Origin of the sequence: Glaciimonas immobilis (assembly GCF_011947285.1) — a bacterium.
GTDB lineage: Bacteria > Pseudomonadota > Gammaproteobacteria > Burkholderiales > Burkholderiaceae_D > Glaciimonas > Glaciimonas immobilis.
In genome coordinates, this window is sequence record NZ_JAAOZT010000012.1 from 263,695 (window position 1) to 289,465 (window position 25,771).

At 52.4% G+C, this 25,771-nt stretch carries 22 protein-coding genes; 7 read left to right on the top strand and 15 right to left on the bottom strand.

The annotated features are described in order from the left end of the window. Positions 1-29 precede the first annotated feature (29 nt). On the top strand, positions 30-1,247 hold the full coding sequence (locus tag HAV38_RS18290; protein WP_168056814.1) for a phospholipase D-like domain-containing protein: 1,218 nt from the start codon (positions 30-32) through the stop codon (positions 1,245-1,247). Positions 1,248-1,374: 127 nt separating this feature from the next. On the opposite strand, the gene HAV38_RS18295 is transcribed toward HAV38_RS18290, so the two are convergent. The 9 genes from HAV38_RS18295 to HAV38_RS18335 all read right to left on the bottom strand — a co-directional run bounded on the left by HAV38_RS18295 (position 1,375) and on the right by HAV38_RS18335 (position 10,936). Continuing rightward, entirely contained in the window at positions 1,375-2,613 is a 1,239-nt protein-coding gene (locus tag HAV38_RS18295; protein WP_168056815.1) for a DUF2252 domain-containing protein, read from the bottom strand. A 154-nt stretch (positions 2,614-2,767) separates the two neighbouring features. Next, positions 2,768-3,586 (bottom strand): phosphodiesterase, encoded by an 819-nt coding sequence (locus tag HAV38_RS18300; protein WP_168056816.1) that lies wholly within the window; start codon positions 3,584-3,586, stop codon positions 2,768-2,770. Beyond that, a complete protein-coding gene (locus HAV38_RS18305) occupies positions 3,583-4,644 on the bottom strand; it encodes an ABC transporter ATP-binding protein (RefSeq protein WP_245182440.1) in 1,062 nt (353 codons plus the stop codon). The genes HAV38_RS18300 and HAV38_RS18305 overlap by 4 nt, the downstream gene beginning before the upstream one ends. After that, positions 4,641-5,444 carry an ABC transporter permease gene (locus HAV38_RS18310; protein WP_168056818.1) on the bottom strand — a complete coding sequence of 268 codons (804 nt, stop codon included), beginning with the start codon at positions 5,442-5,444 and terminating at the stop codon, positions 4,641-4,643. The genes HAV38_RS18305 and HAV38_RS18310 overlap by 4 nt, the downstream gene beginning before the upstream one ends. Positions 5,445-5,457: 13 nt before the next feature. Further along, positions 5,458-6,306: an ABC transporter permease gene (locus tag HAV38_RS18315; RefSeq protein ID WP_375791685.1), complete on the bottom strand. Its 849-nt coding sequence runs from the start codon at positions 6,304-6,306 to the stop codon at positions 5,458-5,460. After that, complete coding sequence (locus tag HAV38_RS18320; RefSeq protein WP_168056819.1) at positions 6,303-7,310, bottom strand: ABC transporter substrate-binding protein; 1,008 nt, start codon at positions 7,308-7,310, stop codon at positions 6,303-6,305. Before HAV38_RS18320 ends, HAV38_RS18315 begins: the two co-directional genes overlap by 4 nt. Positions 7,311-7,336: 26 nt before the next feature. Continuing rightward, complete coding sequence (locus HAV38_RS18325) at positions 7,337-8,416, bottom strand: LacI family DNA-binding transcriptional regulator (protein ID WP_168056958.1); 1,080 nt, start codon at positions 8,414-8,416, stop codon at positions 7,337-7,339. Positions 8,417-8,542: 126 nt separating this feature from the next. Further along, complete coding sequence (locus HAV38_RS18330) at positions 8,543-9,682, bottom strand: glutathione-independent formaldehyde dehydrogenase (protein WP_168056820.1); 1,140 nt, start codon at positions 9,680-9,682, stop codon at positions 8,543-8,545. A 411-nt stretch (positions 9,683-10,093) separates the two neighbouring features. Continuing rightward, entirely contained in the window at positions 10,094-10,936 is an 843-nt protein-coding gene (locus HAV38_RS18335) for a hypothetical protein (RefSeq protein ID WP_168056821.1), read from the bottom strand. 537 nt (positions 10,937-11,473) lie between these two features. Between HAV38_RS18335 and HAV38_RS18340 the strand changes: the two genes are divergently transcribed. From HAV38_RS18340 to HAV38_RS18360, 5 genes are all read left to right on the top strand, one after another. Continuing rightward, positions 11,474-14,395, top strand: coding sequence for a TonB-dependent receptor (locus HAV38_RS18340; protein ID WP_168056822.1), 2,922 nt, complete (start codon positions 11,474-11,476; stop codon positions 14,393-14,395). Between the two features lie 42 nt (positions 14,396-14,437). Continuing rightward, positions 14,438-15,481, top strand: coding sequence for a YncE family protein (locus HAV38_RS18345; RefSeq protein WP_168056823.1), 1,044 nt, complete (start codon positions 14,438-14,440; stop codon positions 15,479-15,481). 68 nt (positions 15,482-15,549) lie between these two features. After that, positions 15,550-16,200, top strand: a complete 651-nt coding sequence (locus HAV38_RS18350; protein WP_168056824.1) for a MotA/TolQ/ExbB proton channel family protein — start codon at positions 15,550-15,552, stop codon at positions 16,198-16,200. Between the two features lie 19 nt (positions 16,201-16,219). Beyond that, entirely contained in the window at positions 16,220-16,630 is a 411-nt protein-coding gene (locus tag HAV38_RS18355) for an ExbD/TolR family protein (protein ID WP_168056825.1), read from the top strand. A 62-nt stretch (positions 16,631-16,692) separates the two neighbouring features. Then, a complete protein-coding gene (locus HAV38_RS18360) occupies positions 16,693-17,409 on the top strand; it encodes an energy transducer TonB (RefSeq protein ID WP_168056826.1) in 717 nt (238 codons plus the stop codon). Between the two features lie 145 nt (positions 17,410-17,554). Here HAV38_RS18360 and HAV38_RS18365 read toward each other — a convergent pair whose 3' ends face one another. Both HAV38_RS18365 and HAV38_RS18370 read right to left on the bottom strand, forming a co-directional pair. Next, positions 17,555-17,980: a DUF3597 domain-containing protein gene (locus HAV38_RS18365; RefSeq protein WP_168056827.1), complete on the bottom strand. Its 426-nt coding sequence runs from the start codon at positions 17,978-17,980 to the stop codon at positions 17,555-17,557. A gap of 37 nt (positions 17,981-18,017) precedes the next feature. Then, a complete protein-coding gene (locus tag HAV38_RS18370; protein WP_168056828.1) occupies positions 18,018-18,761 on the bottom strand; it encodes a mechanosensitive ion channel family protein in 744 nt (247 codons plus the stop codon). Positions 18,762-19,002: 241 nt separating this feature from the next. Between HAV38_RS18370 and HAV38_RS18375 the strand changes: the two genes are divergently transcribed. Continuing rightward, the gene (locus tag HAV38_RS18375; RefSeq protein ID WP_168056829.1) at positions 19,003-19,407 is read left to right on the top strand and encodes a RidA family protein; all 405 of its coding nucleotides are present in this window, start codon (positions 19,003-19,005) and stop codon (positions 19,405-19,407) included. A gap of 91 nt (positions 19,408-19,498) precedes the next feature. On the opposite strand, the gene HAV38_RS18380 is transcribed toward HAV38_RS18375, so the two are convergent. The 4 genes from HAV38_RS18380 to HAV38_RS18395 all read right to left on the bottom strand — a co-directional run bounded on the left by HAV38_RS18380 (position 19,499) and on the right by HAV38_RS18395 (position 25,660). Beyond that, on the bottom strand, positions 19,499-21,076 hold the full coding sequence (locus HAV38_RS18380; RefSeq protein ID WP_168056830.1) for a gamma-glutamyltransferase family protein: 1,578 nt from the start codon (positions 21,074-21,076) through the stop codon (positions 19,499-19,501). A gap of 228 nt (positions 21,077-21,304) precedes the next feature. Then, entirely contained in the window at positions 21,305-22,678 is a 1,374-nt protein-coding gene (locus HAV38_RS18385) for an amidase (RefSeq protein ID WP_245182441.1), read from the bottom strand. 234 nt (positions 22,679-22,912) lie between these two features. Continuing rightward, entirely contained in the window at positions 22,913-24,421 is a 1,509-nt protein-coding gene (gene garD, locus HAV38_RS18390; RefSeq protein ID WP_168056960.1) for a galactarate dehydratase, read from the bottom strand. Positions 24,422-24,595: 174 nt separating this feature from the next. Then, the gene (locus HAV38_RS18395; protein WP_168056831.1) at positions 24,596-25,660 is read right to left on the bottom strand and encodes an SMP-30/gluconolactonase/LRE family protein; all 1,065 of its coding nucleotides are present in this window, start codon (positions 25,658-25,660) and stop codon (positions 24,596-24,598) included. Between the last annotated feature and the right edge of the window lie 111 nt (positions 25,661-25,771).

A 25,771-nucleotide genomic window follows, 5' to 3' on the forward strand; every position in this document is an offset into this window, starting at 1 on the left:
TGCTTTCCAATAAACTCGAGAAATCCAGCATGTTTAAGATGATCCTTACGCTCCAAATCTTGCTGGGATGCGCCGTGCAGGCACATGCTGAATTCGGCATTCCCGGCTATGAACTGGTGCATACGGTACCGCTCGAAACCACACTGACTACCCCTGATTTACGTGAACCGCTACAAGTCTGGCGTGAGATGTTTGATGCAGCCCGGGAGGAGATTGACCTGGGTCAGTTTTATGTTGCAGGTAAATCTGGCGAGGCGTTTGATCAAGTCATCGAACGGCTGGATGCTGCCGGTCGGCGCGGGGTAAAAATTCGGTTTTTAATGGAGGAAAAGGGGAAATTTGCGTCAGATATCGCAACGATAGAACAACTCCAACGCATCCCTAACCTGACATTTCGGTATCTTAACTATTCCAAACTGACTGGCAACGGCATCATCCATGCCAAATATATGTTGGTCGATGGCACCGCTGCATACGTCGGAAGTCAAAACTTTGACTGGCGCGCTTTTGCGCACATTCATGAAACAGGATTACGGATCACCGACAGCGTCGTCGTCAAGCAATTACAACAAATTTTTGAATTTGACTGGCATGCGCAAGCGCTGATTGCGCAAGGCCTGCCCGTATTGCCCAGCAATCAGGCCCTGGTACTCGCAAACGAGGACCAGGCAGCTTATCTGGTCGCCAGTCCCAATGCCTTCAACCCGGCCGGCGTGGGAGACTCAGAAACAGAATTACCTAAACTACTGGCAGCGGCGACATCCGAAGTAAAAGTCCAGCTGCTCGATTATGCACCGCTTAGTTATGGCCCTAATCATACACATTCTTACTACGCGGTGATAGATAACGCGATACGCGCTGCACTAGCGCGCGGAGTCAAGATTCAGTTGATGGTTTCTCACTGGAATACCGGTAAACCGGCGATAGATTATTTGAAAAGTCTGGCCTTGCTGCCCGGCATGGAAATAAAAATCGTGACGTTACCGCAAGCCAGCACCGGATTTATTCCATTTGCCCGCGTCATTCATAGCAAGATAATGTCGATCGATGGACAGGTCGCCTGGATCGGCACAAGTAACTGGAGCGGCGGCTACATGGATAAGTCACGCAACCTTGAAATCATTTTACGAAATAAAAAAATGGCAAAAAGGATTGCCGATTTGCATCAGCAAACGTGGGACTCGATTTACGCCCAGCCGATTGATGTAATGAAGAATTATCCGCCGCCAAAAAAAGGAACAAATTAAGCCTGTTCAACACCTGTGGCGCCGTTTTCAACACCGTCTGAGAAGGATCACTGCTGGCTTATTTCAAGTACGACCGGCATGAAAGGTTAAGGCTTTATATTATCGGCATTGGCTTTGTTGCTGCACTTCAACCAGCAAGTGTCGGATGACTGTTCTGCCACGCAACAAAGGTTTGCCATTGCTGCTGCGTTGTATGCGTCATTTCTACCGACGCATCCAGCATCTCTTCCATCCAGTCATCCCCTTGTGCGAAGGCGATCAGCGCATCTGCATTAGCTGCGCCTGATCGCCCGGATGCGCGAAGTTGATCCCATGCCAGATTGCGGCCCATCGTGGATACGACCTCCTTCAGGCGGTCGAGCTTTTTGCCCCAGTCGCCGATCGCCACCCGATCTTCTGAGGGTTGTAAGCCTTTAAGGATGCACGACAATCCAGCCAGTTTTACCGGCTGTAAAAATGCGTGATCAACCGCTTGCATCCGTTTTTGAATCGCCACTACACGGCTCGCTTCATCCGCCCAAACCGGCTGTTTGATCCCTAGACGGACGAGATGAGGTGCCAGCGCGGACGGCTTGGCCTCTTTAATGTCGAGCAGATAGTTGCCGTCCGGAGAGCCCTTTCCATTGACCAGCACGACAAAACGTTCCACCCCAAGGCTACCGGTACCCGCAATACGGCGTGCCACATCGAGTACCTGAAAAAAATTCGGGTTCTGTTGGGTGGAGGCATAACGATCCATAAACTTGATGACCGTCTTTTTTTGGGTATCAGAGGCAGGCAGCGCCTTTACGCCGTCTATTTTCAAGCTACGTCGCTGGCCCTTGGAAATTGTCCTCTTATTCAAGAACGCAGCACGCTCACGACCCTGCAAGGCGGTTAACAGCGTATTGACAAGCCCACTGGAGGTTTCCCGTTCGACCCAGAGCGGCTTGCCGGTAATGAGGGCACTACGGTAAGCATCCAGACAGCACTGGCTAACCGCCAACGCTTCGGCACGGGTCGCACGCAGCGCATCAGCCCCGCACTGGATGCTGGTCAGCAGTCTTACCATATCCCACGTAGCGGGAGCCAAAGCTGCCTCGTCGTAGTCATTGATATCGAAATAAACCAGCCGGTTGTCGCCCTTGTAGCTGCCGAAGTTCTCAAAGTGCAAATCGCCGCAACTCCATGCCAGAGGCGCGTCCCGAAATTGTGGCGTATCCGGCAATGCATCGTAGAACAAATGGCAAGTACCGCGCAGGAAGATGAACGCGTTCTGGGCCATCTTGGTGTACTTCATCGCTAGTCGCTCCGGCTCACGGCCTGCATTGTTGCGCTGGATGGCGTCAATAATGATGGAAGAAGACTTGGCATTCTGCTTGGGCATTGGGCATCCGATCAATGGCTGGGAACAGCCATCGTATCGAAATTACGGTTGTTTTGCTAGTTCGCACTGAGCGGAGGGGGTTGAACTGACTGCCTGGATCAAAACACCATCGAAGCCGGGCTGCCACGATTTAGAGCAGACACCGACACATAATTTAATCGATCAAGCTATCACCATCGTAAAACGGATATGGCCCGTCAAATTCACCGATATAGGCGGTGTGACTTATCAGGCCGGCATCTGCATCCAATACATGCAACTGAAACGCCGGTGGCTCCATAACAAAGCAAGATTCAGCCTGCGGACTTAGATCCAGCGCCACCTGATGCGCAACCCCGGGGCAAGTTGAGGCGATGCTTCCGCCAAAGCGTACCTGAATAGCGCGGTGCAAGTGTCCGCACAGAATACGCTCTACCTGTGGATGCCGTTGCACCACGGCGGCCAACACCTGCGGTTCTGCTAAGCCAATTTTGTCCATATGGCCGATGCCGGTATGAAACGGCGGATGATGCATGATGATGACGGTCGGCTTGTGCAGCTGCGCTGCCAGCACCTGATCAAGCCACACCAGGCTGTCGGCGGCCAAAGCGCCGCAGCTGGATTGCGGAATGACAGTGTCCAGCGCCACTATGCGCAGCGGATAATCATCAATCACGTACTCTATCCGCTCTTTGCTTTGCTGAAGATATGTGTGTTCGGGAAAGGCGTCTCTTAAATTACTGCGATCATCATGATTACCCGGAATCAGGTAAAACGGCATCTCCAGCGATTGCAGCAAATGGCGTAGGAATACGTATTCTTCCGCCAGACCAAAATCTACAAGATCGCCAGTAATCACCATCGCATCGGGTCGCGGCCTGAGGGCGTTTACCTGCGCGACACAGCGCCGCAAACTTTCTGCGGTATCGACGATGCGATACGATTTTTTGCCATGCGCCTTGATATGCAAATCGGAAATTTGACACAGTATCATGCCGCCACCTCATCCTGAAAATGCAACAATGCGTGTTCCGGGACGCGCAGCGCGATACGTTGTCCCACTTGCCAGGATGCGCTGCGGCCAGTATCAACGACCACCGCTTGCCCCGCACCAACGTTGACGTGCAGGCGGGTGCGGTCACCCAAAAAGAAGGTTGAGAGAATCTCTCCGTGCATGTTCGCAGTGCCCATGCCATCGGCCACGACTTCAACGTCTTCCGGCCGGAACATCAGCGTGGCCTGACTGCCGGCGGCCGAGACGGCGTACGGTAGTTGTCCTCCGGAAAATCGTACCTGACCCCCCCCTGCGACGCCCGTCACGCGATTCATGGTGCCGATGAAATCGGCGACAAAATGGCTGACGGGACGATAGTAAATATCTTGCGGCGTGCCAATCTGCGCGATCTTGCCACGCTCCATGACCACCACGCGGTCACCCAATGCCATCGCCTCGCTCTGATCATGCGTCACATAAATCGTCGTAATGCCGAGCGTTCGCAGCAATTGATTAAGATCGGCGCGCAGCGTTTCACGCAGCTTGGCATCCAGCGCCGTTAACGGCTCGTCCAACAATAATACCCGCGGCTCAACCGCCAGCGCACGCGCCAGAGCGACACGCTGCTTCTGACCGCCCGATAGCTGGTCGATACGGCGCTGGCCTAGTCCTTGCAGGTGCACCATCTCCAGCAAAGCATCGATTTTTTTGAGGCGCTGGGCGGCTGGAATTTTGCGGATCTTCAGGCCATAGGCAATGTTTTCTCCCACCGTCATGTTGGGAAACAACGCGTAATTTTGAAACACCATTCCAACGCCACGCTTTTCTATCGGCAATCCGGTAACGTCTTCACCGTCGAACAAAACCTGCCCGCCAGCATCAGGAAATTCGAGACCGGCAATCAGGCGCAGAGTCGTCGTTTTTCCGCAGCCGGAGGGGCCCAGCAGCACCACGGTTTCACCGGGACGGATCGCCAACTCTATCGGCTGCAGCGCCTGCGCGCCGTTGGCGAAAGTTTTTCCGCACTGAATCAATTGGATGGAAACAGCATTCTTCATAAACGGACTCTTGAGCGTGTGGTGTGCGTGACCCATTGCATGGCGATCAGCAACGGGATGATCATCAGAAAGAAAATCAGCGTGTAAGCAGACCCGACTTCCAGCCGCATTGAGGCATAGCTATCGGCCAGTCCAACCGGCAGAGTCATAGTCAGCGGCGTGTGCAGCATCCAGGTGATGTTGAACTCGCCTATCGACAAGGTCACTACCATCAATGCGCCAGCAAGGATGCCAGAAAACACGTTGGGAATCACGATGCCAAAAAACCGCTGTAGTGGACCTGCACCAAGGCTGGCAGCGGCCTCCTCCAACACAGGCAGTTGCGCCGACTGCATGACCGCCAGCACCGGACGCACCATAAACGGTAGCGTGAACATCACATGGCCGACCAGGATAAACAGCAAACTGCTGCGAAATTCACGATACTGGCCATAAGCCATGATCAACGCCAGTGCCGTCGCCAGTCCTGGCACCGCCACAGGCATCATCAGCAATTCTTCGATTGCCCGCGCCAGACGGCTGTTACCGCCCTTGTGACGTGCCAACATATAGGCCAGCGGCACGCCCACCAGCGTGGTGACTACCAGACAAGCTAATGCGATAGCTATCGAGCGCCAGATGGTCACCTGATAGGTATCCCAAACCTGCACTATCCAGCGCGTAGTAAAACCGCTGGACCAGCCGATGAAAAAATTATCAGTAATCCCCGCCAGCATCGACAGGATGATCGGAATGATCAGGAAGGCGCATACCAGCAGTGTCAATCCAAGCTGGACATAAAAACGGAATGATTTATGCATATTCTCGCCTGTCCTAAGCCGCTGCAGCGGCTGTATTACCCGACCATGAACGGGCTAATGCAAGGACCAGCCAGGTCATCGCTCCCAGTACGATTGATAGTGCTGCGGCCATCGCAAAATTCGCGTAACTGGTAAATTCGTTATAGATCACCATCGGTAAAACATCAATATTGGTGGCTAATGTGAAAGCCGTGCCGAAAGCGCCGACACTGGTGGCAAAGCAGATGGCTCCGGATGATATCAATGCCGGCGTCAAGGCGGGCAACACAACATTAGAAAATACCTGCAACGGATTTGCGCCTAGAGAGCGGGCTGCTTCTTCCAGGGCAGGGTCAAGTTTCTCTGCGGCGGCCATAACAGTGAGGATCACGCGGGGAATCGAAAAATACAGATATCCGAGGAATAAGCCGCCGAGAGAATAAGCAAAAACCCAGGCATCGCCGAACAACCAGTTGCTTACACCACCAATCAAGCCTTGACGCCCTGCCAGCATAATCACCATAAAACCGACCACCACGCCGGGAAAAGCCAACGGGAAGGTCAGCATGGCAAGCAACAGCGACTTTCCGGCAAAGCGGTTACGTTGCAAGAACAGGCCGACCAATACCGAAATCAACAACGTCGTTAAGGTCACCAATGCCGACAGCAGCAATGTTGCGATCAGACTCATCAAATAACGGTGATTGGTGACCACTGCCAAATAGGCGGCTGCCCCGGTGGGACCGCTGGCACCAACTGCCAGCAGACGGAGCATCGGTAGCAACCAGAAGGCCAGGAATAACGTCATACCGGGCAACGCAAACCAGAGGTAGCGCTGGCGCTGAGACCGTGGTTTTGGTAGTTTAGGCAGCAAATTTGTCACCGAACTTCGGCCTGATAGCGTTCACTGAATGCCCGCTGCCCCTCAGCCATCTTGCTGTAATCGATCGATTTGGCACGCGCGTATTCTGCCGCGGGCAAAAAGTGCGCCTGCGCTTCTTTCGACATGGCGGAAGCACGTACCGGCCGCAGATAGGCATTGGCCCAGATAGCCTGTCCTTCATTAGACAGCAAAAAGTCCAGCACCTTCTTCGCGTTTGCCGGATTCGGGCCATTTTTTACGAGACTGACGACGTAGGGCACGCTCAACGTTCCTTCGCTTGGGATTACGAAAGCGACATTGGCTTTATCCTTGTATTTGGCCCGGTAAGCATCAAAATCGTAGCCAAACAAAATTGGGATTTCGCCCGATAGCAGACGCGCATACGAGGTCTGCTTAGGAACGATGGGCTGGTTCTTTTGCAGGGCCTTCAAGAAGTTGATGCCCGGATTAAAGTTCTCTAGCGTACCGCCAAGAGCCTGGTTAATTGCCACCGCACCGACATAACCAACAAAGGCGCTGGCCGGATCAAGGTAACCGATCAGGCCTTTATATTCAGGCTTCAGCAAATCCTGCCAGGAACGTGGCACTGGCTTACCCTTGAGCGCATCGACGTTTACCATCAAACCCATGGTGCCGGAATGGATAGTGAACCAGTAACCGTCCGGGTCTTTCAGTTCATTTGGAATTTCGTTCCAGCCGACTGGCTTATAAGGCGTAGTCACCTCTCTCTTTTTCGCTTCAATGCCGAAGGTCACGCCGACGTAGGTAAAATCGGCAACAGGGCTGGCCTTTTCAGCGATGATCTGGGACAGCGACTGGCCACTGTTCTTGTTATCAGGCGGCACCGTAATGCCGGTCTTGTCCTTGATGGCCTTAATTTGCGTTGCCCAGTCTGCCCACTCGGGCGGACAGTTGTAACAAATCGCATTTTGCGCGACGGCATGAGTGGATACGGCGAGAGCAAGGGCGGCGACCATCGCCTGGAAAACACGTGCTAAACGCATGCTGCTTCCTTTCTAGGTTGGCTGAATCAAGGGAGAGTAGTAAAGAGTTGGATAACCGGCTGAACAAACGGCTTAACAAACGGCTGAACAAATGGTTTGACCGACCCGCCAAGGCGGACGGTGTGGGGCAAAATGTGTGTGGCTACAGAGGTCGGATGCCCTTCTTGTTGTTCTTCAATCGCGGTCACCAGCGTGCGCAGTGCAAGTGCGCCGATCTGCTCGGATGGTTGTTCGACGCTGCTTAACATCGGATCCATCAATTCGCCGAGCGGAATGCCGTCGAAGCCCATGACCGAGACATCATCCGGCACGCGTAAGCCTAGTACGCGCAAATCGCGCATCACGCTTAAAGCCAGCAGATCATTGGAACAAAACAGGGCGCTCGGCCGTTGCGACGGATCACGGAAAGTTTGCAGGTAGTCAAAGTCGAGTGATGTGTAGGTATGGCGCGCCACTTCAATCGGTGCCAGCGGCTCCAGACCGTGCTGTTGCATGGCCTGGAGATAACCGTGATAGCGCTGCAAGGCACGATCGGATGCATGAAAGTGTCCTGCCAGCATCTGAATTTGGCGGTGGCCAAGCTCGATCAACTTTGACACTGCATCATAGGCAGCCAGTTGATTGTCGACCGACACCGACGGCCGCACACTTTGTTGCGGCTGGTTGTACACCAGCACGTAGGGAATTTTTTCATGGTCAAGTAAATCCAGCGTAGTGCTGGCTTCGGCATCGGCGACCGTAAGAATGACGCCATCGACACGATGCGCTAATAGTAGTTCGACTGCCGCGGCTTCATCTTGCTGGCGGTATTCCGTTGCAGTGACCATGACCGAATATTCGCGCTCGCGTGCAACGGTTTCCAGACCCTGCAGGCACTGCGCAAATACCGTATTGGAAAACGTCGGCAATACCACTCCCACCGTGCGCGAGCGCCCGGCACGTAGGTTACGCCCGCTAAAATTCGGTCGAAACGCGAGCGTCTTCATCGCCTGATAGACCTTGCTGGCAGTATCGATGCCGACCGAATCCGGCTGGTTCATCAGACGCGATACGGTGGCGATCGACACGCCTGCTTGTAGAGCAACTTGCTTGATGGATGGACGCACAATACAACCCAAGATGTAAACGTTTACATCTTGCCGAGACATTGTTACCTGCTCATGACTGAACGATTAAAATAGAACTAATCGGCATCTCTATAAGGATCGTGGGACGGCAGCGGCGTCTACAGTTTACATTCCCGGTTTTAAAACCACCTTAGTCCATCCATCCTTGCGTGCGTCAAAATTTTTATAGGCCTTTGCGGCTTCCTCTAACGGCAATTCATGCGAAATGAGAAAGGACGGCGTCGCTTTACCCGCCGCAATTAACTTACATAGCTTGCGGTTGTAAGCCTTTACGTTGGCCTGACCAGTCGCTATATGTTGCCCCTTAAACCAGAACTGCCCCATATCGAAGGCAATTTTTCCTTCCCTGGCGAGCTTGTCGGCTGCGCCCGGGTCTTCCGGAATAAAAACGCCGACCACGCCAATGCCACCTGTAGCGCGCACGGTCTGCACCAGACTATTCATCGTCAGATTCGGCACCTCATGCCGTTTATGGTCGCAACATTGATAACCGACACATTCGCACCCGCGGTCAGCACCCATCCCGTCCGTCAACGCCAATACCTGCTCTATACCGGACCCGTCACTATCATCGATTGGAATCGCCCCAATTTTTTCAGCAAGATCTAGTCGGTCCTTATGGATATCAACAACCATCACCTTGCTTGCGCCTTTAATGATTGATGAGTAGGCCGCCATCAGACCGACAGGTCCGGCGCCATACACAACCACTGAATCGCCCACCTGCACGCCGGCGAGTTCCGTGGCGTGATAGCCGGTGGGAAATATATCTGACAGCATGACGTAATCATTTTCTTTTTCTTCGGCATCGGGCGGCAAAACAAGACAATTGAAATCGGCATAAGGAACGCGCAACAGTTCTGCCTGCCCTCCTTTATACGGCCCCATCCCTGCGAAGCCATACGCTGCCCCGGCAGAGCCAGGATTTGCGATCAAGCAATATCCGGTCAGTCCACGTTCACAGTTTTCGCAAAAACCACATCCAATGTTAAAGGGCATGCAGACGTGATCGCCCACTTTGATGCGCTCTACGGCACTACCGATTTCAATCACCACACCCAGGTTTTCATGCCCAAAAATATTTCCCGGTTCGAAATTGGTCCTCCCTTCATACATATGAAGATCCGATCCGCAAATATTGGTGGTGGTAATTTTCACCAGCACATCGGTAGCTTTCTCAATCGTGGCATCAGGAACTTCTTTCACCTCGACATCGCGTGGACCTTTATAGATGACTGCTTTCATAACGACTCCTTCTGTATGGTGGTCACATCGGGGTTGCGGTTACTCCAGACACAAAAAAAGACGCCGCTCGCAAAAAACGTCTCTTGAGCTTACGCAACTAATACGTTTATCTTGCTACAGACAACAGGTTAAATAACACGATAAACATTCAAAATTCGGCGCATTTACTGAGAATTTTTCAAAAAATGATTCTCTAAAACATTGCTAATATTTGCAGTAATAAAAAATATTTCTCAAGATTTGGTAGATAAAGTTATGAAAAAATAGTTCCGCACCAATTGCGGTCTTATTGCCGCGAACTCACCCAAAATTTAGCGTAACGGAAGGTAGACAGTCGTTTTACATCAACATCAAATGCGACAGACCGATTCGGTAATGCAGCCTTGAAGTAAACCGTTACAACTGCATCAATCAGAAGTGCGTACCGACAATAAACTTCAGTACCCAGCGGTCCGCATCGTTGGTGAGACCTCGGCCTATACCGGCGTTAACATCAAATCCACCAACTTCCTGATCCAGCACCGCATACAATGTTTTGCTGTTTTTGTTGAGTGCCTGAGGATTACTCACAGGACCTAGTTCGTTGTATATTTCGAAGCCAATCTGCGTCTTTTCTGCCAAGCTATACGCTACTTTTCCATCAAGCGACCCTACCACCGGGCCACCACCTTTTGATGGGCTCCAATCCAGATTTGGATTGATGGCCAATGTCCACGGACCTGTCCGATAACCCAAAATACCTTTTAACTGAGCATTCCAAGCCATTTCCGATACACGTAAATTAGTTTTCCCTGCTTCCAGATTAACGCCCCAAAAAAACCCCGTTGTTGCATCGTGAGGAGCGATGTACTTGATTCGGACCTTGCCACCTTCGTTGTGAGTCCCTCCCTGCGCATCACGCGTGGTCAGGACGTACAGGCCTAATTCAATTGTTTTGGTCAGCCCATAATAAAATTCAGGCGTCAGACGGTACACATGGCGAGGAGGCAGCTCCCCCTTATAACCAGGTGTATCAGCCCCAGAAATCACATAGTTGTTATGCACATCCAGACCGAACTGACCGGGACCACTCAAATCGTCCATGTAGACTTGAATTTCTTCTGGTGCAGCTTGGACCGGTAATGAACAACCCGCGCTCAACGCGAAGGTGCAACCTAGCAAACTACGCACAAACCGTGCGCGGGGACGACTTTTGGAAGTGCTTGGTTGAAACCCTGCAATTGACCCTTGACGGTTTTTTTTGAAAGTTAACATTTTTTTCCCTTTTTAACGTCATGTTCTTTGGTTATGCCGAACTGAATGTGGCGGTGATGATAGTGCTGATAGTGGTAAAAGTAACGCGAGTTACTTCAACACCATTGCCCATTACCCAGGTGCTCTGATGCAACAGAAAATAGCACTCACGCTTGAGACGGTGGCGCGCCAGTATATGCATAGGAATGGCGATAGCTTCCATTAAATTAATAAAAATAGCTGATAGTCCGGATCAATGAGAATGTGCGACTGAAAGTTGAAATTGCGTTTTTACAAAATGTTGTTCGAGGATTTTTCTGCGGTCAGGAATGCCGTAAAAACTTCCCTTTTTACCAGCATAAATAAGCGAGGGCGCGTGATCTTAGTACTGAATACTTATCCAATACTTAGCCAGCGATGATCGTGTTTGATTGCAACGGAATGTATAGCATTGTAATGCTCTGGTAACAAAACGCGTAGATATTGAGCACTCTTTGCAATCCCCCACGTCCGGCGGGTTGCTGTAATAGTGATATCGAATTCGTTAAGGAATCTATAATGCTGCGTAAAAAACGAGCACAACGAGTATGCATCTTGTTGGGGCTTACCACCAACGTCATCGCACATGTTGCTATTGCCGCGACTTCAGGTGGTTTACAGGGTCATCTTCAATCTAATGGGGACATGCGCCCGGTAGCAAATGCTCGGCTGGAAATTCGCGAGACCGGTGCCAGCACGTCTAGTGCCAGCGACGGTGAATTTTTATTTAAAGACTTGCCGCCGGGCGACTACACGCTGGTGATTACGGTAGGAAAACAAACACCTGTGGAGCAGGCGGTCCATGTGGACACAGGTTCGGTAACGACCCGTGCTATCACTATCGGAATTGAGAGCAAAGGGGTAGCTGAGTCAGAAAAGTCAGAAAAGGCCGAAGGGGCCAAGGACGCCAATGTAGCTGCCCTCGCAAACGTCACCATCAACTCCCGCCGCAGCGCAGTCACCGTGTCACGTGCCAGGCAGGAAGTGGCACCCAATATGATTAACATATTGCCAGCTGAAGAAATTCGCAAGCTACCGGACGTCAACGCAGGCGAAGCAGTGCGCCGCATTCCCGGGGTATCGCTGGAAAGCGATACCGGCGAAGGCCGCTTTGTGAATATACGTGGCTTGGATGCGGATCTTACCGGCACCACTTTTGGCGGTGTGCGGTTACCGCCGACCAATACCGCCAGCCCGTTTGGCGGCGGTCGTGCAGTCGCCTTCGATTCCATTCCTGCGGGAATAATCGGATCGATAGTCGTCACCAAAACCAACAAACCCGAGCAGGATGCTGAAGCGTTGGGCGGCACGGTAGAAATCACGCCAAAGACTGTTCCGTTATCCGGCAAGCCCTTCCTGGAAGCCAAAATTGGCACTGGTATCGAGCCACTGCGCAACACCGGCATTAAAGACCTCGGCGTCACTTTCGGCGGCAGATTTGGTGCACGGGAGAATGCGCCGAAAGATGGGCAATTTGTCGCTTATTCAGACAGGCCATTTAGTTTTATCGGCACGCTGTCTTATTACGAAGACAGACGTGGCGTTGACGATCTGGAAGCGTCGTATGTCGACGGACAACCGGCGATTCCCGACAAAGCGTATGGATCATTAGAACAACGGTATTACAACTATCATCGTAAGCGCCATGGTTACGGCGGTGAGCTGGCGTATGAGCCTGATGCCGCCAACAAATGGTACGTGCGTTATTACGATGCCGGATATACCGAAACTGTCAGTCGCAATCGCTTGCTTCTGAATTTTCCGGGTAGTCCGACGACCAACGCAGATGGTAGTTTTACCGAGCAAGGGGTGACCTTCGATAAGACGCTGCGCGACGAAAAAGAAACCATCGACACCAAAATATTTACCATCGGCGGAAAGCACGATCTGGGTGGCGCAAAGCTTGATTATCAGCTCGCGCATACCATCGGCTCATACGACAAACAGCACGATTACAATTCTGATTTTTCTAATTCCGGCGCGTCGACAGTTACCTATAACAACACGGCAAGTCCAAATTTTCCGACCTACAATATTGTCGGTGGGACCAATCCGCTTGATACATCGGGTTATACGTTGACCGGCTTTAATAATGGCACACAGCAAAATACCACCCGTGAATGGTCTGCTGCAACCAACCTTGCGATAGCCACGCATTTCACCGCCGCAGAAGACGAGGAATTAAAGTTTGGCGCAAGTGTTCGGCTGCGTAAGAATACCCAGGCGATCGGTGCCTTTACTTATTCAGCCGTACCGGCGATCCCGTTATCTCAGGCGACTAGCGGATCGGGTGTCACGTACTACGACAATCACTATCAGAATGGTCCACAAGTCAATCAGGAACTAATGCGAAGCACCTACCAGAATGGCACCGGCTTCGTACAAAATACTGCTGCCGATGCCGCAACCGCTGCACGTGGTGCCGCTGACAACAAAGAAAACGTGTATGCCTTATACGGTCAATATCAATTTGGATTCGGCAGACTTGGCGTCCTGACCGGTTTGCGTGCCGAACTCACTCGGGCACAATTCAACGGCAATGCGGTATCGACACAAGTAGACTCCGCCAACAATACAACTTACCCTTCGCAGCGGATATCTGCCGACAGCAAATATACAAATTATTTTCCATCGCTGCAGGCGCGCTATGAGTTTGCGCCATCTTTAATCGGCCGGGCTATCTACTCCAGTACCATCTCTCGCCCGGGCTTTAACCAAACCAGTGCTGCCATGAACATTAATCCGGGCGGCGATTTTGTGTCGCAAGGGAATCCAGGTTTAAAGGCCACCACGTCCAACAACATCGATCTTTCGATAGAGCATTATTTGGCCCAAGGCGGCATTGCATCGTTTGGGATATTTAATAAGGCACTGTCGAATTACATCGTCAGTAAAGTGAGTACACAAACTTTTCCTAATAATGGATTGTTTGCTGGATTTACCGGACCCGCTAAAGTGTTTACGTATGACAACGTATCCTCAGCGCGAGTATTCGGATACGAACTGAATTACGAACAACGTTACCGGTCGTTGCCGGGATTGCTGAGCGGGTTCGGCACTTCATTCAACTGGACGTGGGTCCATTCGCGCCTTGAAATTCGTCCCGGTGAATTTGCGGCACTGCCTTCGACCTCTAAAAATACCGGCAATGCCGCGCTATTTTATGAGCGCAATGGTCTGGACATGCGCCTGGCGGCGTACTACGTCAGTAGAAATCTATTTGGTGTGGGAAGCTCTGCGGCAACCGATATCTATTCCGAGCCACGCTTCTCGCTAGATTTTGGTGCGAGTTACGCCCTCAAAAGCAACATCAGTATTTATCTGAATGTAAAAAATCTAACCAATACAGCGATGAAGTTTACTGAAGGAACCGATAATCGCCCTATCCAGCGCGAGACCTACGGTAAGACGATTCAGGTCGGTCTGATGGCTAATTACTAAACTCTATCCTCCGACTATTTACACATTTGAATTGGCACAATAATGAAGAACTTCACACTTAAAACGATGATCACGGTGACGCTATTGCCGATCGCACTGCTATCAACTGTTCACGCATCAACCCAGCATCAGTACGAGATAGCCTCTAAATATCCGCTTAGTGGTGTCGAAGGGTGGGACTATATCGCCCTCGATAGCAAGCGCGGCCATCTGTTTATCAGCCGCTCGGATCATGTCCAGGTTATGGATACAGCAACGGGAAAAATGGTCGGCAGTATCGTTGATACTGCGGGCGTTCACGGTGTTGCGTTTGCGCAGGATCTCAATCTTGGCTTTACCAGCAATGGCAAGTCCGACACCGTCACCGTGTTTGAACTCGATAGCTTGAAGGTAGTTGACACCATCAAGACCACCGGTCATGGTCCCGATGCCATTTTGTACAATCCGGCACTCAAACGAATCTACACTTTTAACGGTCATGGTCAAAACGTGACGGTGATCGATGCAATGACACGCAAGGTGATTGCCACCATCGCCGTTGCTGGCCGTCCGGAATTTGCAGTGAATGATAGTCAGGGCCATATCTTTTTTAATATCGAAGATAAGAACGAGATGGCGATGATCGATACGCAATCCTCAACCATCGTCAAGCGCTGGTCTTTGGCACCGTGCGAAGAGCCAAGCGGCTTAGCGATAGATGAAGCACAGCATCGCCTGTTTGCTGTATGTAGTAACAAGAAAATGATGGTAGTGGACGCAGTCTCGGGAAAAATCGTTACGACCGTAGCAGTCGGCGATGGTCCGGACGCCGTCGCGTTTGATCCACATTCAAAACTGATATTTGTTTCTAACGGCAGCGGAGCGCTGACTGTGGTGCATCAGGAAACGCCAGATCGTTACACCGTGAAGACAAATCTGCCAACCCAAAAAGGGGCGAAAACATTAGCGCTTAACCCAGATACGCATACGGTGTATCTGGTCGGCGCCCAATTCAGCCCGGCACCAGCAGTCACCGCAAATGCGCCGCACCCGCGTCCTTCCGTGATCGCTGACACAGTCAACGTCATGGTGGTCTCACCCAAATAATTCGGAAAATGTGAATGTGACAGCATCTACATTCACCAAACGTACACCGTTAGAATGAGGAATATAAAATGTTAAACAGTATCATTAGCTTCTCCGCCCAGTCCTACGGCTTGCTGCCGCTGATGGCTTTTATTTTGCTTATAGCGCTCATCGTCATTGCAGATCGGGTTATTTTCTTTGCGGTGTCGGTAAAAAAAGGGACGCACCTGGACGACGATCTGGAGTTGGTCAATCCGGGAAATCTTGCCGATCTCCATAAACTTTCAGCGCACTATACGGGTTCGGTGCAAGGTGCATTAGTAAGCCATGCCATCAGATATCAAGCCAGTGGAGAGGTCGAACTTGAACGCAAGATAGAAGAAGCGATTATGCGTCAGATGCCAAAACTGGATCGTAATCTTTGGGTGTTGGATACGGCCGTCACGTTGGGGCCTCTGCTGGGTTTGTTTGGCACTATCGCAGGCATGATCGGTTCGTTTAATGTACTGGGCGCATCCGGCACTGGCAATCCGATGGCTGTATCGGGCGGGATCGCCCACGCATTAATCGCAACAGGTTTTGGTCTCACCATCGCCATTATCGGCATGGTAATGCTGAATTATCTTAATAAGCGCGTGCGCATGGTGATTCTGCAAATGGACCTAATCAAATCGATGCTTATTTCACGCCTGACGCATACGGCGCAGGTTGAAAAGCGCCTGACCGCTGTAGCGCACTAAACGGAGAATCAACGATTTTATGAGAAATCATCGCGCCCACTATTTTGGCAGTGAAGAAAAAGCCCGTATCGAGATCATCCCGATGATCGACATCATGATGTTTTTACTGGTTTTCTTTATGTTAGTCACACTCAAAATGATTGAAAACAACGGAATGAAACTCGAACTTCCGCAATCATCGACATCCGCGCCCATCGAAACCACCAAAATTACTTTGGGCGTCACACGCGATGGCGCGCTGCATCTGAATGGTGTCGCTATTTCGGAAGTGAATTTAATTGCTCGCCTGAAAGAACTTCAGGCAACGAAAAAAGTTGACGTGGTCATCGCTGGCGATAAAGGCGTGGACTATCAACGGATCGTCAGGACCATGGACGTGGTGCGTATGGCCGGTATCAGCTCGGTTGCGCTTGCGACCAGCCAAAACTGATTGCCACATTGCTTGGTCATTACTTGATTAACCCGTTGGAATCGTTGGATAAGGTCAGTAAAATGAATGCAAGTGTTTTATCTCCTGGTGCGGGGGCTTTGTGGAGTCCCGGCGCGTCCCGTTCCGGGGAGCATCGGACCATGGCGATAGCGATTGTCATCGGCATTATGATTGAGGTTATTTTGCTGGTTGGCGCAGCCACCCTACATTTTTCAAACGCAGCTATTCCACCTGCCCCGACACCGACGCGAATTGTCATGCATGCGGAGTTGGTGAAGATCGACACACCACTTCCACCGCCACCGCCGATGCCTGAAATCAAGAAAATCGTCAAGCATCAGTCAATCGTGCCCCGCCCAACCGCCCAGCAAAGTCCACAAAAAAGTCTGCCGGTCGAAGCACCCATGATGCCGGTTGCGGCGGTCCCCGCTCCGAGCGCGCCGGCAGTGGCGACAACAACCAATAACGTGACACCGCAAGCGGCAGCCCCAGCGCCCGCGCGCGTAAATAGCGGGCCTGTCGCCATTGGTCTGGTCTGCCCGGTGCAATCCAAACCAGAGATGCCGAAACGCGCCGAAGCGGAAGGAATTTCAGGTAGCGTGATTGCGCGCGCAACGATCAGCGCGGGCAAAGTCGTGCATGTCGAGATTGTCCGGTCACGACCCCCGGGCGTTTTTGACGAAGTTGTGCGCCGGGCCATGTCGCAATATCAATGCGACAGCAATGCCGCGGGCACTGTTGTTGCAGAGCAAAGCTTTAATTTTACGTTATCTGATTAGCGCGGACGACAAGGTAAACGATAACTTAAACGATAACGCAGACCATAAAGCGGACCACGCGGACAAAAATGCTCTGCCTGTCTGGCGGGCTAAGGGTAACCCGCCACGACTAACGGGGCGCACCGGAAGTAACGCACCGGAAATATCAGTCCTTAAGATCAGCTGGCACCTTTCCGCCATTTTGCGCAACCTTATTCATGACTTGCCGGTGCAACCATATATTCATCGCAGCCGAATCGCTAGTGTCGCCAGAATAGTTTAATTCATGTGCTAACGATGTTCTTGACTGCAGGCTGCTATCAAGCCCCAACAGTTTCATCAAGTCCACTATCGACGTGCGCCAGTTCAACTGCTGGGCCGAAGGCATGGCATCAAGGACATTTTCAACGTCTACCTCCTGAATTGCCTGACTAGCTGCTGGTGCATCTGGCGCAATAGTTGACCCGCCAGCTGACGATGGCTGTGCAGGTGCTGCGGAAGACCCTGAGGTACTCCCGCTTGCAGCGCTCTGCGTCACCGCCGGATGTGATGGCGGGAAAATTTTTTGAAAAATGCTGGATAGAATGCCCATTATTAACTCCTGACGAGATTGGTAGGGTAGGCAAGCCTTATTGCCTTGGGTTGGTAGGGTCCGTGACAATTGAGGCGACGTGTTCTATTTTCGACGCTGCATCATCGCTTTTATCATACCATTTGGCAACAATCTTGGACGCTGTGTCTTTTCCACCCAGACCAAACGCCAGACCGAGGGCTAAAGCCAACGCACCAACGAATCCCATAAACAGCGTATTGATCAACGTGACCGCAATGCCAAGCTGATTGACGGCAATGACAATGGTAAAAATCCACACTGCTGTTTTCGCAACTTTTGCCAGAAGATCCGGTTTCGAAAAGTCCGCTTCCGATGCCGCGCCGCGTGCCATTGCCTCCAATGCCTGAGCAGCCAGTCCGCCTAATACAATAATCACAAGTGCAACGATCAAGTTCGGCAACCATAACAGGAACTGGGCAAGAACTGCAGAGATGGCTGGCAAGCCCAACGCATCAAAGGCGATAACCATTACAATCAGACGCAGAAACCATTTGATAATTTCGCCCAAAAAACCTGAAGCATCAGTCTGCATGCCCGTCCTGCGAATGAACTCGGAAATGCCGGCCCGATCCGCTAAGATATTGAATTTCACTGCGTGAAGAAGTGCCGCCACCGCTTTACCTATCAGGGTTGCAATAAACCAACCTATGATTAAGATCAGCACAAAACCAATGAGGCGAGGGATCGCTGAAAAAAACAACGCAATCGCACCAGACATAGAGGCCATCATCGTGTCGCCGAAATCCGTCACTGTATTCATAGATTCTCCTAATTAAGATAGCGTAAGGCAGCAATTTTGCAGATAGTGGTAGTTTATACAAGTTAGATTTCACCGCGCGTAGGGCAAATGCTGAACAGTACGTAGGAGGAGCTTCCCGCTGGCGGCGATTTGTAATTACCGTTAATCAACCTTGCACAGATTTTGCATGCAAATGCGCACCCAGCCCTGCGGGGTTTTGACAGGATAGCCCCGCCCACCGTTGCACTTTGGAGATTTGCAAATGACGACAACTAAACAAACTTTTTCATTCCCGCAAAGCCAGGGGGTACCGCCCCAGGTTGGCCCGTTTGCGCACGCTACACAATGGGGCAACTTGTTGTTTATTACCGGGCAAATGCCGACCGATCCGGCTACCGGTGCTGTGGTCGGTGACGATATCGTTACGCAAGCTACGCAAGTGCGCAAAAACCTTGAAGCCGTGCTGGCGCAGTTCGGCCTGACATTCGATGATGCGTTGATGGTGCGTATATACCTCACCTCTTTTGAGGATTACGCGGCGTTTAATACTGCCTACGCCAGCTGGTTCAAAGGTCCGTTGCCCAGCCGCACTTGCGTGGGCGTCACCGGGCTTGCTGTGGGAGCGATTGTTGAGATTGATTTGATTGCTGGAATTGCCAACGGGTAAACGATTGACATGTTGACGTCACGCAGTTAACGCAACAACATGCATCCGTATCAGATGCATGTGCAAACACACTTAGCCGCACTTAGCCACACTACACGCCCGCGCAAACGCCGTCTGCACGGGGATCGGTCGCGCCTTCAATCATGCCGCTGGGATGGACCGCAACTGCGCCAGCATGTCCCATCATGTCGGCGTAATCGGCAACGATTTCGACCGCATGCCCCGCGCGCCGCAAGGCTTCGATGGTCTGCAAATCAATGCGTCCTTCCACCTTGAGGTTAGTCGACACGTCACCCCACGTGCGACCGAGTAGCCAACGCGGGGCGCTGATGGCCTGTTGCATATTTTGACCAAACATTACGTGACGCGTAAACACTGCTGCCTGCGTCTGCGGTTGGCCTTCACCGCCCATGGTGCCGTAGGCAATCGTGCGACCATCGTTGAGCTTCGCCAAGGATGGGTTGAGGGTGTGGAAAGGCAGTTTACCCGGCAGGAGCTGATTCACGCTATCGTCCAGAGAAAAGCTGGCACCACGGTTTTGCCAGACTACGCCGGTGTCAGGGACCACAACCCCACTTCCGAACTCCCAAAAGATACTTTGAATATAGCTGACGACTCTGCCTTGGGCATCTGCCGCGCCCATCCAGATAGTGTCGCCCGGCTTGGCGGCATGCGGCCAAGGTGCTGCCAGATCGGGGCGAATAAAAGCGGCCTCGCTTTCGAGCAGCGCTTCTGTGAGCCAATCGCGGGCGTTGACCGACATGTGAGCGGGGTCGGTGACATGCGCATTGCGCAAGATGAAGGCACGCTTAGTCGCCTCTACCAGACTGTGGATATGCGCGAAACCATCGGCTTCCGTCACGCCTAAACGGTCAAACAGGCCAATGATCATCAGGGCTGAGACACCTTGCGTCGGTGGCGGCAAATTATAGACACTACCTGAACGCAATTGCACCTTTAAGGGAGTCACCATTTGCGCACGGTAGGCCGCAAGATCGGCTGCACGGAGGGGACTGCCTAGCTGTTGCAGCCCGCTACTCAAGGTGTTTGCCAGATCGCCGCGATAAAAATCGTCCAGTCCTGCGTGTGCCATTCGCTCCAGCGTCGCCGCCAGCGCGGGTTGTTTGAGAATATCCCCCTCGCTCGGCAAGCCAGCGGGAGCATAGGTGTCAACAAAGCCGGGCTGATCGTACAACTGATCCCATTTATCGCGTGTCAGTTGCACTTGGGAACGGGTAATCGGCACACCAGCTTTAGCGTGCCCGATTGCATCGGATAATAGTCGTGAAACCGGCAATGCCTTACCCCAACGGCTGGCATGCGCTAACGCCACTGACCAGCCGGAGACTGCACCTGCTACCGTCAAGGCTGCGCGGGGACCGCGGGTAGGGATACTAGCTTCACCAGCATAAAAATCACGATCAGCCAAACCTGCCGACGGACCGCATGCCTGAATTGCAACGGGTTCGTGACCGGGTTCGCTGATGACCCAAAAGCCGTCCCCGCCGATCCCGTTCATATGCGGATACACCACCGCAATGGCGGCTGCGGCGGCAACCATGGCCTCGACCGCATTACCGCCTTCGCGCAATACCGCAGCGCCAGCCTGGGCCGCGAGATGATGCGGTGCGGTAACCATACCGCCGATACACGTTTTACTATGCAACATGCTTGCTCCTGTTTATTTAAAGTGATGCCTTCCCTCCTACTTTATAGCCAGTGCCGGCGTCGTGGAGCGAATCTGTAAAAAAAAGTGGAATCTTGCTCCTCATCCAAAGGCCGCTGTCGCTGTATTACGCTGTATTATTCTATTCAATAAGCGTAGATATGCGATTTTTTGTCACCACAAAAAACGCCAGATCAAATTATTTGATCCGACGTTTTCAGTTGCTATCAGTTATTTATATTGGAGGCTGATTCCAGCCAGCGCCGCCTCTACCGCTAACCCAATCTTCAGAATCTTGCGATCATTGCCACCGGCAGCGGCCAGCATCAAACCTACCGGTGCTTCGCCCGCTGCATGACACGGTAGCGAAAGCGCACAGCCATTGAGAAAGTTGATCGCTGTTGGATTACGCAAAATCTTGGCATTGGCCGCGTAATACGCCTTGTCATTGGCTTCCAGCCCGGCAATGGTCGGTGCCACGATAGGAACGGTCGGCATCAACAATGCATCGTAACCGTACACCCTGCGTTCTACCGCTGCAATCCATTGCTTGCGTGCAGCGAACAGGTCTAGCAGGTCCGCTGCACTCATATCCTTGCCCCGCAATATGCGTGACACTACACGCGGGTCGTAGGACGCGGCGCGCTCGGCAATTAGCGTCCGATGCCAAGCGTAAGCCTCGGCACCGGTGAATCCGCTTTTGGCGTTAATTGCAGCAAGTGCAGCAAATTCAGGTATTTCGATTTCTACAACTAGCGCCCCCGCGTCTTGTAGTCTCTGGCGTGCAGTGGCAAATGCTGTGGCGACCTGGCTGTCCATGCCCTCCAGTACCATCGTAGTCGGCAGCCCCAGACGCAAACCGCGCAAGGCATAAGGCGTCAGCGGCAGGAGCGGTTCGCCAGCCATGATTGCATCAATTGTCGCGCAACAGCTAACGCTATTGGTAATAGCCCCGATTGAGTCAAGTTGGGCCGATAGCGGTAAAACACCTTCCAGCGATACCCTGTTTGCGGTCGGTTTAAAGCCTGTCAGACCACACAAAGCGGCGGGGATGCGAATAGAACCGCCGGTATCGGAACCAATTCCCGCAACCGCCATGCCATCGCTTACCGACACCGCAGCGCCTGACGAAGAACCGCCGGGAATGCGACCAACACTTCTGTCCCAAGGATTGCGTGGCGTGCCGTAATGGGGATTAATGCCCAGGCCGGAATAAGCGAACTCGGTCATGTTGGTGCGACCGATAATCACTGCACCGGCGGCGACCAGACGCTGCACCACCACCGCGCTAACCTGCGCCGGGGACGCATCGTTGAGCGCCACCGAACCGGCCCGGGTAACACTGCCGGCGACATCGAACAGGTCCTTGATGGAGATAGGCAAGCCGTCTATCGGCGAACGGGTCTGGCCGCTGGCGCGCAGCAAGTCGGAGGCTTGCGCCGCTGCCCTTGCTGCTGTTTCATAAAGCTCAGTGAACACACGGCTACCTTCGCCGGACGTTGCCAGGGCGCGTTGCAGCGCAGTCTCAGTGAGTGCTGCCGAGGTGATGGTCTTGTGATGCAATGCTTCGGACAAAGCTTGCAATGTTGGGTGCGTCGTCATCATATAGTCTCGGAAAGTGGAGTGAATTCCAACTCAGCGCAGGCGATGGCAAAATCTTATAAGCAAAAAAGCCAGCCAGACGAAAGTTTCGAGGAAACGGGTGTTCATTAGTCTATCGGCAATGTTTATTGATAAGGCTTCAGTGTAGCGCATTAAGAAACTTTGAAGAATGCCTTCAGACTGCTTTTACTTTGCAAGCATCCACGAATAGCGCTTATATTATTTAGAATAAATGATTCAGGTCACAGGTGCCGGATTAAACAAGGTCAGCGCATTGTGTAGCTTCCAATGCTCTGCCCATGTTTTGCGGCCGCTGGCAACCTCCAGCATCAACTTAAATAATTCCCAGCCGACATCTTCGATGGTGGCCTCGCCGGTGGCGATGCGGCCAGCGTTGACATCCATCAGGTCATGCCAGCGGCGCGCCAGATCGTCGCGTGTGGCGACCTTGATGACTGGCACTGCTGCGAGACCGTAGGGCGTTCCGCGTCCGGTGGTAAAGATGTGCAGGTTCATCCCGGCGGCCAGTTGCAGCGTACCGCAGATAAAATCACTGGCCGGCGTAGCAGCATAGATCAAACCCTTTTGTTTGAGCTTTTCACCCGGTGCCAGCACGCCAGAAATCGCGCTGGTGCCGGACTTAACGATGGAGCCCATGGCTTTTTCGACGATGTTGGCGAGACCGCCCTTTTTATTGCCTGGCGTAGTGTTGGCGCTGCGGTCAACGCCGCCTTTTTTGAGATAGTCATCGTACCAGGCCATCTCACGGATCATGTCATTGGCGACATCGGCATTGATAGCGCGTGAAGTCAGTTGATCGATTCCATCGCGCACCTCGGTGGTTTCCGAGAACATGACCGTGGCTCCGGCGCGGACCAGCAGATCGGTAGCATACCCGACCGCCGGGTTCGCCGTTACGCCAGAGAACGCGTCACTTCCACCGCATTGCACACCAACGACCAGATCCGCGGCGCTGCAAGTTTCCCGCGTGCGCAGGTTCAGTGCTTGAAGCCGCAACTTCGCCATATCCATGATCGCGGTAATCATTGATTCAAAACCAACGTGAACGTCGTCCTGCAAGGTGACGATGTAGGGACCGTTCTGAATCGGTATCGCGCCTTCTGGCAGCAAGCGCGACGGTTGCAGCTTTTCGCAGCCAAGGCTAACGACCATCGTCTGCCCGCCAAAATTCGGATTCAAGCTGATGTTACGTAGCGTCCGTATCGGGATGTTTGCGTTCGGCGCATCTATCGCCACGCCGCAACCATAGGTGTGCTCCAGCCCGATCACGTCATCCACGTTCGGGTACTGCGACAACAATTCATCTTTGATCCGTTTAACCGCGTGCTCAACTACGCCAGCGACACACTGCACAGTGGTAGTAATGGCAAGAATATTACGGGTCGCCACGCTGCCATCCGCGTTGCGGTAGCCTTGAAAAGTGTAACCCTCAAGCGCTGCTGCGGGTGGCAACACACGGGTCGAGATCGGCAAGCCATCCAGTTCACGCGCTGGCGGCATCCGCACCAGCGATTCCTCGATCCAGCTGCCTTGCTCGATGGCGCGGACCGCATAGCCAATGACAACATCGTAGCGAATAATCGGCGCGCCCTCGGACAGGGCAATCAAGGCAATTTTATGTCCTTGTGGAACCCGATTTTTCAGTACAAACTCACCGGGGAATTCAGTACCAGCCGGCAGGCCGCCATCATTGACCACAATCGCCACATTGTCGTTATCGTGCATTTTGATATACAACGGCCCGGTGCGTGCGACCGCTTGCACAACTGCGCTTGGTATTGTGTCGATTGTTAATGTGTCGATTGTTATTGTGTCGATTGTTATTGTGTCGATTGTTACTGTGTCGATTGTTACTGAGTTCATCGGGATCTCCTGGGTGTTACCTGTTAGTACGTGGTGTTAAACGGCGCCGCGTGTTTCCACGTATAAAGCATACAGCGAATGCGAGCTTGCCATCAGCAAACGATTTTTCTTCGCGCCACCGAAAGCCAAATTTGTGCAGCGTTCCGGCAAATGAATATGCGCGATGGGTTTTCCCTGCGGATTGAATACCATCACGCCGTCAAGATCAGCAGGATTAACGCCAAGCCTGCCATCGCTGCCCCAGCCAACCCACAAATTGCCATCCATATCGACCTTGAAGCCGTCAATACTGCCGGGGCCGTTAGCATCAATGACGAGCGTGCGCGCTCCCAACTTCTGACCGCCATCCATCACCTGATAAGCCCAGATCTTACGGCTCGGTGTTGCGCGTGATTCAACGATATAAAGTAACTTTTCATCTGGAGAAAAAGCCAGTCCATTGGGACCTGCCAATGTGTCATTGATCAACGTAAGCTTGTTGGATGGTCCATCGATACGATAGACAGAATGCGGTAATTCAGCGGTTGCCTTATCACCCTCCCATTCGGTGCCGATCCCAAACGGTGGATCGGTGAACCACACCGAACCGTCCGATTTGCAGACGATATCGTTGGGCGAATTGAAACGCTTGCCGTTATATCCGTCCGCCAGCACTGTGATACGGCCATCGTACTCGGTACGGGTCACGCGCCGCGTCAAGTGTTCGCAAGTGAGCAAACGGCCTTGGCGATCACGTGCCATGCCGTTAGAAAAATTGGAAGGATTACGGAATACGGACGTGGCGCCGGTTACCTCGTCCCAGCGCATGATACGGTTATTGGGAATATCGCTAAACAGTAGAAAACGACCATCACCGAACCATACCGGGCCTTCCATCCATCGGAAACCGGTAGCGAGCTGCTCTACAGTCGAACTGTATAAACGATACTTCAAGAAGCTGGGATCGAGCACCTGTACACTAGAGTCTGGATAACGCGAATTGATTTTAAAGTCAACGCTTTGCGCCCCGGCTGTCAGCGCGGTGGTCGCAGCGGCAAGGCCGCTAAGAAGTGCTACACGACGGCCGGCGTCAACACAATTATTCTTCTTATCATTCTTCATTATGTTCTCTGATATGGATAAATCTTAAGGGTTAAGTATGATTGGTTGCGGTTGCGGTTTCGGCTGGGGGACCGCAGACAAGAACTATCAGCATTTCGATTAGCGCAAGCT

Coding starts and splice junctions, on each gene's coding strand:
- HAV38_RS18335 (WP_168056821.1), bottom strand. CDS start 10,936: ATGTTAACTTTCAAAAAAAACCGTCAAGGGTCAATTGCAGGGTTTCAA.
- HAV38_RS18385 (WP_245182441.1), bottom strand. CDS start 22,678: ATGATGACGACGCACCCAACATTGCAAGCTTTGTCCGAAGCATTGCAT.
- HAV38_RS18365 (WP_168056827.1), bottom strand. CDS start 17,980: ATGGGCATTCTATCCAGCATTTTTCAAAAAATTTTCCCGCCATCACAT.
- HAV38_RS18370 (WP_168056828.1), bottom strand. CDS start 18,761: ATGAATACAGTGACGGATTTCGGCGACACGATGATGGCCTCTATGTCT.
- HAV38_RS18345 (WP_168056823.1), top strand. CDS start 14,438: ATGAAGAACTTCACACTTAAAACGATGATCACGGTGACGCTATTGCCG.
- HAV38_RS18305 (WP_245182440.1), bottom strand. CDS start 4,644: ATGAAGAATGCTGTTTCCATCCAATTGATTCAGTGCGGAAAAACTTTC.
- HAV38_RS18360 (WP_168056826.1), top strand. CDS start 16,693: ATGAATGCAAGTGTTTTATCTCCTGGTGCGGGGGCTTTGTGGAGTCCC.
- HAV38_RS18355 (WP_168056825.1), top strand. CDS start 16,220: ATGAGAAATCATCGCGCCCACTATTTTGGCAGTGAAGAAAAAGCCCGT.
- HAV38_RS18295 (WP_168056815.1), bottom strand. CDS start 2,613: ATGCCCAAGCAGAATGCCAAGTCTTCTTCCATCATTATTGACGCCATC.
- HAV38_RS18375 (WP_168056829.1), top strand. CDS start 19,003: ATGACGACAACTAAACAAACTTTTTCATTCCCGCAAAGCCAGGGGGTA.
- HAV38_RS18290 (WP_168056814.1), top strand. CDS start 30: ATGTTTAAGATGATCCTTACGCTCCAAATCTTGCTGGGATGCGCCGTG.
- HAV38_RS18340 (WP_168056822.1), top strand. CDS start 11,474: ATGCTGCGTAAAAAACGAGCACAACGAGTATGCATCTTGTTGGGGCTT.
- HAV38_RS18310 (WP_168056818.1), bottom strand. CDS start 5,444: ATGCATAAATCATTCCGTTTTTATGTCCAGCTTGGATTGACACTGCTG.
- HAV38_RS18350 (WP_168056824.1), top strand. CDS start 15,550: ATGTTAAACAGTATCATTAGCTTCTCCGCCCAGTCCTACGGCTTGCTG.
- HAV38_RS18395 (WP_168056831.1), bottom strand. CDS start 25,660: ATGAAGAATGATAAGAAGAATAATTGTGTTGACGCCGGCCGTCGTGTA.
- HAV38_RS18300 (WP_168056816.1), bottom strand. CDS start 3,586: ATGATACTGTGTCAAATTTCCGATTTGCATATCAAGGCGCATGGCAAA.
- garD (WP_168056960.1), bottom strand. CDS start 24,421: ATGCACGATAACGACAATGTGGCGATTGTGGTCAATGATGGCGGCCTG.
- HAV38_RS18380 (WP_168056830.1), bottom strand. CDS start 21,076: ATGTTGCATAGTAAAACGTGTATCGGCGGTATGGTTACCGCACCGCAT.
- HAV38_RS18320 (WP_168056819.1), bottom strand. CDS start 7,310: ATGCGTTTAGCACGTGTTTTCCAGGCGATGGTCGCCGCCCTTGCTCTC.
- HAV38_RS18330 (WP_168056820.1), bottom strand. CDS start 9,682: ATGAAAGCAGTCATCTATAAAGGTCCACGCGATGTCGAGGTGAAAGAA.